We start from the raw sequence: 10,049 nt of genomic DNA, 5'->3' as shown, positions 1-10,049 counted from the left end.
CATGAAAGCGGGTTTGCCGATCGGAATGGGTGCCGGAATCGCCATCGGGGTGGCGCTGGGTGTGGCGCTCGACAATCTGGCGCTGGGCATCGCCCTGGGCGTTGCGATCGGCGCAGGCTCGGGCGTGGCCATGATGGGGGCGGGCGCGACCCAGGAGAAGGCCAAGGAGAAGAAGGCGTCCGGGGATACCAGTGGCGACGGCGGCATGGTCAGTGACGGCGGGGCTTCGACCTCTTCGGCCGACTGTGACGCCTCAGACGCCGGCGGAAGCTGCGACGCCGGCGGTGGTGACGGCGGCGGCGGTGGCGGTGGCGGTGGCGGGGATTGAGCTTCACTGGCCCCCATCAGGGATCGGCGCTATAGTCGTGGCATGAACCCTTTGCTCGACCGCATCACCATCGAGCCCGGCAAAGCCGGCGGGCGTCCTTGCATCCGGGGTTTGCGGATGCGGGTGCAGGATGTGCTCGAGATGCTGGCGGCCGGTATGACCAGCGCCGAGATCGTCGCCGAGTATCCCTATCTTGAGCCTGACGATATCCGTGCGGCCCTGGCCTATGCGGCTGCGGCCGTGGCCGATACGGCTGTCGTCGCCGCTTGAAGTTCCTGGTCGACGCACAGTTGCCGCCCAGTCTTGCGCAATGGCTGAGGGGCAAGGGCCATGAGGCCGACCATGTCATCTCGGTCGCTGCGCTGGATGCACCCGATGCTGTCATCTGGGATCTGGCCATCCAAAACGACTATGTGATTGTCACCAAGGATCGCGACTTCGTCGAATGGGCCAGGAGCCGACGACCCAGAGCAAGGATTGTCTGGGTAAGGCTGGGCAACATGCGTCGCGAAGTCCTTGAGGCTCGCATGGATCAGGCTTGGCCGGAACTGGAGAGGGCCCTGGCGAGCCTGGTGTCCGTGATCGAAGTCGGGCGCTGACGGGCCAGTTGACGTCTCGTCCACGATTTCAGGGTTAATATCGGCGCAACATCTGGTTCGAGCGCCCTCCGATGACCACTTCACCCTCCATAACCATCGCCGGCCGCAAGATCGGCGCCGACCAGTCGCCCTATGTGATCTGTGAGCTGTCGGGCAACCACAACGGCAGCCTCGAGCGCTGCCTGAGCATGGTCGACGCTGCCGCCGCCACGGGCTGTGACGCGATCAAGATCCAGACCTATACCGCCGACACCATCACGCTGGATGTCGACCGGCCGGAGTTCAAGATCCACGGCGGCCTCTGGGACGGCCGGACCCTCTACGAACTCTACGAAGAGGCCCATACGCCGTTCGAATGGCACGCGGCGATCTTTGAGCGCGCGAAACAGCGCGGCGTGACGATCTTCTCCAGCCCGTTTGATGAAACCGCCGTCGACCTGCTCGACAGTCTCGGCGCGCCGGCCTTCAAGATCGCCTCGTTCGAGGCCGTCGACATCCCGCTGATCCAGTATGCGGCGAGCAAGGGCAAGCCGCTGATCATCTCGACCGGGATGGCCAATCTGCAGGAAATCGAGACGGCGCGTGAGACGGCCCTGAGCGCCGGCGCGGCGGGCGTGCTGCTGCTGCACTGCGTCTCCAGCTATCCGGCCACCTTCGCCGACGCCAATGTGCGGACGGTCGCCGACATGGCCCAGCGCTTCGGCTGCCCGGTCGGGCTGTCAGACCACACGCCGGGCACGGCCGCCTCGGTGGCGGCGGTCTCGGTCGGGGCCTGCGCGGTGGAAAAGCACTTCACCCTGGCGAGAGCCGACGGCGGCCCCGACGCGGCGTTCAGCCTGGAGCCCGTCGAGTTCAAGGCCCTGGTCGACGACTGCAAGAACGCCTGGGCCTCGCTGGGCCGCGCCCACTACGACACCCTGGGGTCAGAGGCGACCAGCCTCCTGTTCCGCCGCTCGCTCTATGTGACCGCCGACGTCAAGGCCGGCGAGCCCCTGACCCGGGCCAATGTCCGCTCGGTTCGTCCCGGCAACGGCCTGCCGCCGGCGGACCTCGCCAAGGTGCTGGCCGGCACGGCGACCCGCGACCTGACGCGCGGCGAGCCGCTGGACTGGTCGATGGTGGGGTAGATCACCCCGCCGGCAACAGCCCCAGCCGCTTGCCGATGATCCTGTCCAGCATGCGCTTGGGCAGGACGCCGGTCATGAACACCTGGAACGGGTCGGGCGAGACCACATAGCGGGTCTTGGGCGTCGGGGTGGTCAGGGCGATCTGCACGGTTTCGCCGATCTTTTCCGGCGGCAGGCCAGACTTGCCCATCGACAGCATGAAGGCCTTCATCCCGGCCAGGGCCGGGGCATAGATGGTGTTGTCATAGCGGGTGACATCGACACTGTCGGCCTTGTCCCAGATCGGGGTGGCCACCGCGCCCGGCGCGACGATCACCACGTCGACCCCGAACGGCAAGAGCTCGCGGCGCAGCGATTCCGACAGGCCCTCGAGCCCGAACTTGGAGGTGCAGTAGGGGCCCATGAACGGATTGGCGTTCTTGCCGCCGACCGAGGAGATGTTGACGATCCGGCCGGGCGCGCTCACGCGGGCACCGCCCGCGCCGAGCAGTGGGGCAAAGGCCTGGGTGGCGATGACGACGCCGGTCAGATTGACGTCCAGCTGCTGGCGAAACTCCTCGACCGGCAGGTGCAGCAAGGGGCCGGCGATGGCGATGCCGGCATTATTGACCAGGCCGGCCAGGGTGGCCCCGTCCAGCGCGGCCTCGACCTTGCGCGCGGCGGCGGTGACGGCGGCCTCATCGGTGACGTCGAAGACCAGCGGCGTAAAGGCGGCTCCGAACTCGGCCTGCAGCCGGTCGGCGTCGGCCTGCTTGCGCACGCTGCCAAAGACGTGGAACCCCCCGGCGGTAAGCACCTTGGTGATGGCCCAGCCGATGCCGGTGGAGACGCCGGTGACGACGACGGCCTTGCGCTGAGACATCTGACTTTTCTCCCCGGTTGCAGGGAAGATGGGCCATGTGCGGGGGGATATCTAGGGGGCGTCAGGGCCTGGGTGGCGGCCAGGCCGAGGCCCCCGCATCCCTAGCCCCCCCAGGAGCGTCCGCCACCGAAGCCGCCGCGCGAGATAACCGCGCTGCGGCTCTGCACGCGGGTCGGGGCCTCGGCGCGCGCGGGCAGGCCGAAGCTCTCGGAGCGCACGCGGGTGCGGCCGGTCACATAGTCGCGCGACAGCGGATAGCCGCCACCGCCGTAATAGGTGCCGTTGCGGTCGCGATACATCGGGGCACCGCGATAGCCGCCGCCCATGTTGTCGAGCGCCTGACCGATGATGAAGCCGGTCAGCAGGGGCGTGAAAAAGCTGCCGCCGCCGTTGTTGGAGCGCGGCACGCACTGGTCGACGCCGTAGCGCTCCTCGCAGCTCTGCTGGTCCCCGAACTTGGGCGCGTTTTCGGCGCTGGCCTTCTGGGCCTCGTCCAGGCTGGTCTTGCACTGCTCGGCCGTAAAGTCGCCGGAGGCCTTGCACTCGTCGAGGCTGGCGAAGGTGCGGGCTTCCACCGCGCGGCCGGCTTCTGGCGGATCGCCCCACTGGGTGGCGGCGGGAGTATTGTCGCAGGCGGTCACCGAGATGGCCGCGCCGGCCATCATGGTGGTCAGGGCCAGCGAGCGCGAGCGCTTCAGACGCGAGAGGGGCAGGTCGGTCATGGTGCGCCTCACGAGGTCATGCAGGCGGCGTTGAGCAGGCCGACCGCGAGCGAGATGCTGGCCAGATAGACGCCGGCCGCCAGTTCGCCCTTTTCGATCCGGGCGGCGACGTCCTTCATTACCACCATGCGGATCAGGGTGAAGGCCGCGATCTGGATCACGCCGGCCAGCGCCGCCCAGGCACAGAACTCGACGAGCGACACGGTGTGGCTGAGGGCCGAGGCCAGCGGCAGCACATAGCCGATCAGCGCGCCGCCCAGGGCCAGGGCCGCGGCGACATTGCCCTCGCGGATCAGCTGGCCTTCGTTATACGGCGTGACCCACTGGTAGATGATCTTGAAGGCCACCGTGAACAGGCCAGCCGCGATGAAGGCCACCAGAAAGGCCAGGGCGCTGGCACCAAATCCCTGAAGATCGAACATGGTCTTTGCGTCTTTCCTCTAGCCTGTCAGGCCTTGAACTCGCCGGCTTCCAGCGGAATGCCCAGCATGATTTCGAACGAGATCTCATGGTCCTCGCTCTCCTGCTCGATAGCGAGCAGAAGTTCGCGCCCCTCCTCGGGAAGGTCGCGGGCGAACAGCATGGAGGTCTGGAAGATGCGGCGGTCGGGAATGCCGTCACGGTCGTCGTGCAGGTCTTCCCAGAAGGTCACCGGGTCCTGGCTCTCGGCCTCGTCGCCGAACCACAGCCGGTCAAAGTCGGGCAGGCCCGGGGCGGTGAAGGTCCGGGCGCGCAGGCGCTTGGCCCAGGCCTCGCGGTCGGCGCGGCTGCCCGGATAGGCACTGTCCCAGGCCATGAAAACGGTGACGTCGGTCAGGCGCTGGCCCTCGCGATCATCGGACACCGCCTGAAACATCACATGGTCGTCGGTATAGAACCGGTGGACGAAGCCGCCGTCCTTCAGCTCGACCAGGCCCTGGGCGGTGATCTCCAGGGTGTCGCGATCGAGGGCAAAGCGCGTGTCGCTGCCGAAACGCCGCCAGGCCAGGGTATCGAGCCAGACGGTGCGGCCCAGGGTGACATTGCGGATGGCCGGCAGGGCCGAGGCGGGGGCGGCGGTCTTGCGTCCGAAAAGCTTGTTGAACATCGATACGCACCCGGTGACGACTCCCTCAACCTGTACGACGCTCGGGCCGCCCGCAAAAGGGGGCGCGCCATTACCAACTTGTCATGCCGGACGGAGCCATGATGCTCTCGACGACTGGCGTTCGCCCTCCCATCTTGTATGGAAGACCACGACCTCTGGAGGACCCTGCCCGATGACGACCCCCGCCTGGACCGTCCGATCCTTGAAGACCGCCCTGTCCGACGGACTGACCGACGCCCTGACGGCGCGTGTCGTCGAAGGCGCTGATCCGATCCTGCTGGTGACCATGCACGATCACGGCGACCTGGAGATCTTCGTCAGCGTCAGCGACCAGCAGATCGCCGCCTCGGTCCTGCTGTGGCCGGTCGACGAGCAGGAAGACCGTCATGCCTTCAACGAGTTCCTGTTGAAGGCCCAGAAGCTGGTGCCCCTGTCGAACTTCGGCATCAGCACCGTGGGCGACCGCGACTATTATGAACTGTTCGGCGAACTGGCTCCGGCCTCGTCGCTGGACGACATCCTGATCGAGCTGCGCGTCCTGGCCGAAAACGCCATCGAGGCCGCTTCCGACCTGCGCTCGTCCTTCACCCCCGCCTGATCCCGTTTCCGGAGCCTATTCGATGTCCATCTGGCGCAAGCTGTTCACCCTGGGTCGCGCCGGCGCGCATGAGGCCACTGCGGCCGTCGTCGACGCCAACGCCATCCGCATCCTCGACCAGGAAATCCGCGACGCCGATACGGCCCAGGGCAAGGCCCGGGACGACATGGCCACGCTGGTCGCCCGTCGCCGTATCCTGGAAAAGGAAGTCGCCAGCTTCCGCGAGCAGGTGACCAAGTATGAAGGCTCGGCCCGCGCCGCTGTCGGCAAGGGCGACATGGACCTGGCCCGCCAGGTGGCCCAGCGCATCGCCGACCTCGAGCAGGACATCGCCCTGAAGGAGCCCCAGATCGAGGGCATGCGTCAGGCCGAAGACCAGCTGCACCAGGCCATCACCGCCACCGACCGCCGCATCGACACCCTGCGTCGCGAGGTCGAGGTCGTGAAGGTCAATGAGAGCGTTCAGCGGGCCCAGGCCTCGGTGGCCGCGCGCGGCGCCGGTGCCGGCTCTTCGCTGGGTTCGGCGGCCGACAGCCTGGCCCGGATCAAGGAAAAGCAGGCCATTCGCGGCGAGCGCATCCGCGCCGCCGGCGAGCTGGAAGACCGTCGCACGGGTGCCGATCTCGACGAGAAGCTGCGTCTGGCCGGCATCGGCCCGGGCCAGTCCTCGGCCGATGACATCCTGGCCCGCCTCGCTCCGCCGGCCCCGGCCCCGCTGCAGATCGAGCAGAAGACCGGCGAAGCCTGATCCGCATGCGTCGCCTTGACCTGACACCGCGCAGCGACTGGCAGGCCAAGGCCGACGCCGTTGGCTTTGTCTATCACCACACCGACGGCCAGGCGTACTGGGACGAGTCGGCCGCCTATGCCTTCACCCTGGCCCAGGTCGAGGACGACCTGGAGCCGGCGGCGGCCGATGTCCACGAGCTGTGTCTTGACCTCGTCGACGAGGTGGCCGGCAACGAGGCCCTGCTGACCCGGCTGGCTATTCCGCCCGAGCACTGGGACCTCGTCAGCGCCTCGTGGCGGGCCAAGGAGCCCTCGCTCTATGGCCGCTTCGACTTCGGCTATGACGGGACCGCCAAGCCCAAGCTCTACGAGTACAACGCCGACACCCCGACCAGCGTCTTTGAAGCCGCCACCTTCCAGTGGCTGTGGCTGGAGGAACTGCTGGCCTGCGGGGCCCTGCCGGCCGGAACCGACCAGTTCAACAGCCTGTTCGAAGCCCTGCGCGACCGCTTCAAGCTGCTGTTCCCGACCGGCGGCTTCGTTCACTTCGCCAGCGACGCCGACGCTGTCGAGGACCGCCAGACCGTGCGGTTCCTGGAGGACCTGGCCCTGCAGGCGGGTCTGGATCCCAAGTTCGTCGCCATCGACGCCATCGGGGTCAATGCCGAAGGCCAGTTCGTCGATCTGGAGGGCTTTGTCCTCAAGGCGGCCTTCAAGCTCTATCCCTGGGAGCAGATGCTGCGCGAGCCCTATGCCGTGCATCTGAAGACGGCCGGCGTGCGCTGGCTGGAGCCAGCCTGGAAGGCGATCCTGTCCAACAAGGGCATCCTGCCACTGCTGTGGGAGCGCCACCCCGGCCATCCCAACCTGCTGGAAGCCTATTTCGAAGGCGACCCGGCCGCGTCGGCGCTCGGCCCCCGCCATGTGCGCAAGCCGCTGTTCTCGCGCGAGGGGGCCAATATCGAGATTATCGGGGGCGACGAGCCCGTGCTCGACCAGGGCTACGGCCAGGAAGGCGCGATCCTGCAGGCCTACAGCCCGCCACCGGAATTTGCCGGCAAGCGCCCGGTGATCGGGGCCTGGATGGTCGGCAACGAACCCGCGGGTATCGGCATCCGTGAGGACGACAGCGTAGTGACCAAGAACCTCGCCCGGTTCGTGCCGCATGTGATCATGGGGTAGGGGCTACTGGCCCCCACCTGACCTGCTACGCAGGTCGTCCGCCCCCATCGGGGGCGGATGGGATCCGTCTTCCCCCTATGGGGGAGGAGGATGCGAAGCATCCGGAGGGGGCCAGTGCCGCGCTAGCCGCGCACGACCTCCCGCAACCCGTCCCAGCCCAGATTCATCAGACCGTCCACAAAGCCCATGAACGGCGTGAACGGCTCGGAGCCCTGCGGATAGGGCACCGGCGTGAAGCCCTGGAACCGCACCGGGAAGCCGGCGGCGGCAAAGACTGCGTCTTCTTCCATGTAGTCGGCCGAGCCCAACGGCGAGACATAGTCGCTGGCCCCGACGGCCCGGCAGACGGCCAGCAGATGCTCGGAGCGGGTACCGTCAGCCCCAAGGCGCGAGGCGCGCTCGAAGCGCGGCGTCAGGCCGAGCTGCTGAGCGGCGGCCATGGCCATGTCGCAGGTCAGGTCAGACAGCGCCCCGCCCGGATGCCGGGCCAGTTGCCCGGACACGAAGGCAAAGCCCTCCGCAAAGCCTGGCCGCTTGCCATAGGCGTGGCGGATGGCGGCCAGGTGCTTTTCGCGCCAGGGCTGGCTGTCGTCGATCTCGATGGCGTGGATGGCCGTGTCGCGGTCGTGCTTTTTCACCGGCACGGTCAGCATCAGCTCGCCCTGGGCGGTGAGGATGCGGTTGCGCGACTGCCACGAGCGGCGGGCGTACTGCACGTCGTCCAGAAACACGAAGACGTCGCTGGCCGCCATCAGCTGGAAATAGCCCAGATACGGCAGATAGGTCGGCTGCATGATCGCGGCCGTGACGGTCGTCTGGCTCATCCGGCCTTCGCGGAGACGGGCGCTGCGGCGGGCTCGCCCTGACGGGCGGCCAGCAGGGCCGCATTGACCTCGGCCAGCTTGGCGGCCTTGGCATAGGGCTCCCAGGCCCCGGGGATGAAGGCGGTGCCGAAGCGGTCGGCCAGCCGGGCGCGCAGGGTCTTCAGGCCCGCGATGGCCTCCAGCGAGTGGTAGATCCAGCGCGGCTGGACGTCGCTGTGCAGCAGGGCCCCGACCTTCAGCGACCCGAAGCCCGACAGCAGGGCCCGCATCTCGCCGGGCAGGGCGGCCAGATCAGCCTCCTTCACGCACTCGGCCACGGCCAGCTGCCGGCCGCCGCTCTCGTACAGATAGACCCGGAAGGCGCTGCCGGTGGCCGTGAAGTTCTGGACATAGACCGGGCAGGGCCCGTCGAAATCGACCGCAAAGACGTAGGTGGCGAAGCTCTTCTTGATCAGGTTGGGGGTCGGCAGGCCCAGCGGCTTGAACAGCGGCGTGGGATTGGCCGCCCAGACTACGGTCTCGGCCGGATCGGGCGCGGCCAGCAGGGCGCGGGGCGAGACCAGGGCGTTGAGCTCGACCTGCACACCCAGCCGCTTGAGGGCCGCAAGGCAGGTGTCGAACAGGGCCGCAAAGCCGCCGGCCGGCAGGGTGGCGGTCAGGTTGAGCGTCCGGCCGATCAGGGCCCGGGGTATGGCATAAAGCTCGTCGGCCCAGGGATTGGTCGCCTTGGCGCGGGCCAGCTGGGTCAGGTCGGCGGCGGCCGGGAAGACGCGGTTGATGGCCAGGGGAATGGCAGCATCGCCATGGATCTGGTCGGGATCGGCATCCAGGTGCCAGCGGCAATAGGCTTCCAGCCGGGCGGCGATCGGGCCCGGATAGGCGGCGATGCGCGAGCCCAGGCTGTCACTGGCCGGGCGGCTGATCGTGGTGGCGGCGCAGTCCACGGCCGGGCCACCGAAGTCCCAGGTGAAGACCCGGCGGCCGGCGCTGTCCAGGCTGACCGAGCCGAAGCGGTTGTCGAAGGTCTCGAACGTCGCCCCCTGGGCCGTCAGAGTCTCGACGATGGGATCCCCGGACCCGCCGAAATAGACGCAGCCGTCGCGCATCTCCAGGCCGTGCGCCACCCGGGGGCGCGCCACGCCGCCCAGGGCCTCGAACCGCTCCTGCAGGACGATGTCGCGCCAGCCCAGGCGATGGGCCTCGAAGGCGGCCAGGATGCCGGTCAGCCCGCCGCCGATGATGCGGACGCGGTCGCTCATGCCACGGCTCCCCAGACGACCAGGTCGCTGTTGGGCGCCACCAGCACCCCGTTCTGGACGTTGTCGAACGCCACCTTCAGGGCCACGGGGTCGATGAGGCCAAGCTCGGACACCAGCCGCTCGACCAGACCTTCGGCCGTGTAGAACAGGTTGAACAGTCCCGCCTCGCCGGTCTCGGGCGTGGCCAGCCGCCAGCCGTTGGGTTCTTCCTCGACGCCCTTGCCGCAGCGATAGTCGTCGACCAGCCGGGTGCGCACGAAGACCTCGGCCCCCGGGGACAGCCGCGCGCGGGCGGCGGTCAGCACAACGCTCGCCTGGGCGGCGGTCAGGTAGCAGAGCAGGTTGGGGATCAGCAGAACGTCGATGGGCGCGTCACCGAGGTCGGGCAGGCCCTGCGACAGGTCGGCCTGGATCAGGGTGGCGTCCGGCCCCAGGTTCCAGCGGGCGTCGTCCAGCGCGGCCTGGGAATAGTCGACATCGGTCAGCGACCAGCCATAGGCGGCATAGAGCGACAGGTTGTTGCCGGTGCCTCCGCCCAGCTCCACCACGCGCCCGGCGCGCTGGTGCAGACCACGCTTGAAGAAGTGCCGGGCGACGAACTCGTCCGGATACTTCAGGCCGCGAATGTCGGGCAGGGCGGGCATGGGGCTTTAGGAATCCCGGCAAGGAAGAGCTGGCCGGAGAATCCCGCGAAAGCGCACAACGTTTGGTTAACGGGCGTTAGGTGGGGCT

The 10,049-nt window shown here is 68.1% G+C and carries 14 protein-coding genes; 7 read left to right on the top strand and 7 right to left on the bottom strand.

Annotated features, from left to right (window positions below; genetic code table 11):
• The first annotated feature begins 1 nt into the window (after window position 1).
• The 4 genes from DBR10_RS18455 to pseI all read left to right on the top strand — a co-directional run bounded on the left by DBR10_RS18455 (window position 2) and on the right by pseI (window position 2,054).
• Window positions 2-328, top strand: a complete 327-nt coding sequence (locus DBR10_RS18455) for a hypothetical protein (protein WP_108505638.1) — start codon at window positions 2-4, stop codon at window positions 326-328.
• 42 nt (window positions 329-370) lie between these two features.
• Window positions 371-598 (top strand): DUF433 domain-containing protein, encoded by a 228-nt coding sequence (locus DBR10_RS18450; RefSeq protein WP_108505639.1) that lies wholly within the window; start codon window positions 371-373, stop codon window positions 596-598.
• Window positions 595-927, top strand: coding sequence for a DUF5615 family PIN-like protein (locus tag DBR10_RS18445; RefSeq protein WP_108490588.1), 333 nt, complete (start codon window positions 595-597; stop codon window positions 925-927). Before DBR10_RS18450 ends, DBR10_RS18445 begins: the two co-directional genes overlap by 4 nt.
• A gap of 71 nt (window positions 928-998) precedes the next feature.
• Window positions 999-2,054 (top strand): pseudaminic acid synthase, encoded by a 1,056-nt coding sequence (gene pseI, locus DBR10_RS18440; RefSeq protein WP_108505640.1) that lies wholly within the window; start codon window positions 999-1,001, stop codon window positions 2,052-2,054.
• Between the two features lies 1 nt (window position 2,055).
• On the opposite strand, the gene DBR10_RS18435 is transcribed toward pseI, so the two are convergent.
• The 4 genes from DBR10_RS18435 to DBR10_RS18420 form a co-directional block, all read right to left on the bottom strand.
• A complete protein-coding gene (locus tag DBR10_RS18435; protein WP_108505641.1) occupies window positions 2,056-2,916 on the bottom strand; it encodes an SDR family NAD(P)-dependent oxidoreductase in 861 nt (286 codons plus the stop codon).
• Window positions 2,917-3,017: 101 nt separating this feature from the next.
• On the bottom strand, window positions 3,018-3,638 hold the full coding sequence (locus DBR10_RS18430) for a DUF1190 domain-containing protein (protein ID WP_108505642.1): 621 nt from the start codon (window positions 3,636-3,638) through the stop codon (window positions 3,018-3,020).
• Window positions 3,639-3,646: 8 nt separating this feature from the next.
• The gene (locus DBR10_RS18425) at window positions 3,647-4,060 is read right to left on the bottom strand and encodes a DUF350 domain-containing protein (RefSeq protein ID WP_108490453.1); all 414 of its coding nucleotides are present in this window, start codon (window positions 4,058-4,060) and stop codon (window positions 3,647-3,649) included.
• A gap of 26 nt (window positions 4,061-4,086) precedes the next feature.
• A complete protein-coding gene (locus DBR10_RS18420; protein WP_108490454.1) occupies window positions 4,087-4,725 on the bottom strand; it encodes a DUF2491 family protein in 639 nt (212 codons plus the stop codon).
• Window positions 4,726-4,897: 172 nt separating this feature from the next.
• Between DBR10_RS18420 and DBR10_RS18415 the strand changes: the two genes are divergently transcribed.
• The 3 genes from DBR10_RS18415 to DBR10_RS18405 are packed head-to-tail and all read left to right on the top strand — an operon-like array spanning window position 4,898 to window position 7,234.
• Window positions 4,898-5,323, top strand: a complete 426-nt coding sequence (locus tag DBR10_RS18415; RefSeq protein WP_108490455.1) for a YjfI family protein — start codon at window positions 4,898-4,900, stop codon at window positions 5,321-5,323.
• Window positions 5,324-5,345: 22 nt separating this feature from the next.
• Entirely contained in the window at window positions 5,346-6,071 is a 726-nt protein-coding gene (locus DBR10_RS18410) for a PspA/IM30 family protein (protein WP_108505643.1), read from the top strand.
• A 5-nt stretch (window positions 6,072-6,076) separates the two neighbouring features.
• Window positions 6,077-7,234 (top strand): glutathionylspermidine synthase family protein, encoded by a 1,158-nt coding sequence (locus DBR10_RS18405; RefSeq protein ID WP_108505644.1) that lies wholly within the window; start codon window positions 6,077-6,079, stop codon window positions 7,232-7,234.
• A gap of 122 nt (window positions 7,235-7,356) precedes the next feature.
• On the opposite strand, the gene DBR10_RS18400 is transcribed toward DBR10_RS18405, so the two are convergent.
• The 3 genes from DBR10_RS18400 to DBR10_RS18390 are packed head-to-tail and all read right to left on the bottom strand — an operon-like array spanning window position 7,357 to window position 9,961.
• A complete protein-coding gene (locus tag DBR10_RS18400) occupies window positions 7,357-8,058 on the bottom strand; it encodes a WbqC family protein (RefSeq protein ID WP_108505645.1) in 702 nt (233 codons plus the stop codon).
• A complete protein-coding gene (locus DBR10_RS18395; protein ID WP_108505646.1) occupies window positions 8,055-9,317 on the bottom strand; it encodes an NAD(P)/FAD-dependent oxidoreductase in 1,263 nt (420 codons plus the stop codon). The genes DBR10_RS18400 and DBR10_RS18395 overlap by 4 nt, the downstream gene beginning before the upstream one ends.
• Window positions 9,314-9,961 (bottom strand): class I SAM-dependent methyltransferase, encoded by a 648-nt coding sequence (locus DBR10_RS18390; protein ID WP_108505647.1) that lies wholly within the window; start codon window positions 9,959-9,961, stop codon window positions 9,314-9,316. Before DBR10_RS18390 ends, DBR10_RS18395 begins: the two co-directional genes overlap by 4 nt.
• Window positions 9,962-10,049: the final 88 nt, after the last annotated feature.

Source organism: Caulobacter sp. HMWF025, from assembly GCF_003060965.1.
Taxonomy (GTDB): domain Bacteria; phylum Pseudomonadota; class Alphaproteobacteria; order Caulobacterales; family Caulobacteraceae; genus Caulobacter.
Note: the sequence above shows the minus strand (reverse complement) of the source record. Positions and strands in the feature narration are given on the sequence as shown.

Excerpts from the sequence above, each read along its gene's own strand:
- DBR10_RS18455 (WP_108505638.1), top strand. The coding sequence starts at position 2 with ATGAAAGCGGGTTTGCCGATCGGAATGGGTGCCGGAATCGCCATCGGG.
- DBR10_RS18450 (WP_108505639.1), top strand. The coding sequence starts at position 371 with ATGAACCCTTTGCTCGACCGCATCACCATCGAGCCCGGCAAAGCCGGC.
- pseI (WP_108505640.1), top strand. The coding sequence starts at position 999 with ATGACCACTTCACCCTCCATAACCATCGCCGGCCGCAAGATCGGCGCC.
- DBR10_RS18435 (WP_108505641.1), bottom strand. The coding sequence starts at position 2,916 with ATGTCTCAGCGCAAGGCCGTCGTCGTCACCGGCGTCTCCACCGGCATC.
- DBR10_RS18430 (WP_108505642.1), bottom strand. The coding sequence starts at position 3,638 with ATGACCGACCTGCCCCTCTCGCGTCTGAAGCGCTCGCGCTCGCTGGCC.
- DBR10_RS18425 (WP_108490453.1), bottom strand. The coding sequence starts at position 4,060 with ATGTTCGATCTTCAGGGATTTGGTGCCAGCGCCCTGGCCTTTCTGGTG.
- DBR10_RS18420 (WP_108490454.1), bottom strand. The coding sequence starts at position 4,725 with ATGTTCAACAAGCTTTTCGGACGCAAGACCGCCGCCCCCGCCTCGGCC.
- DBR10_RS18415 (WP_108490455.1), top strand. The coding sequence starts at position 4,898 with ATGACGACCCCCGCCTGGACCGTCCGATCCTTGAAGACCGCCCTGTCC.
- DBR10_RS18410 (WP_108505643.1), top strand. The coding sequence starts at position 5,346 with ATGTCCATCTGGCGCAAGCTGTTCACCCTGGGTCGCGCCGGCGCGCAT.
- DBR10_RS18405 (WP_108505644.1), top strand. The coding sequence starts at position 6,077 with ATGCGTCGCCTTGACCTGACACCGCGCAGCGACTGGCAGGCCAAGGCC.
- DBR10_RS18400 (WP_108505645.1), bottom strand. The coding sequence starts at position 8,058 with ATGAGCCAGACGACCGTCACGGCCGCGATCATGCAGCCGACCTATCTG.
- DBR10_RS18395 (WP_108505646.1), bottom strand. The coding sequence starts at position 9,317 with ATGAGCGACCGCGTCCGCATCATCGGCGGCGGGCTGACCGGCATCCTG.
- DBR10_RS18390 (WP_108505647.1), bottom strand. The coding sequence starts at position 9,961 with ATGCCCGCCCTGCCCGACATTCGCGGCCTGAAGTATCCGGACGAGTTC.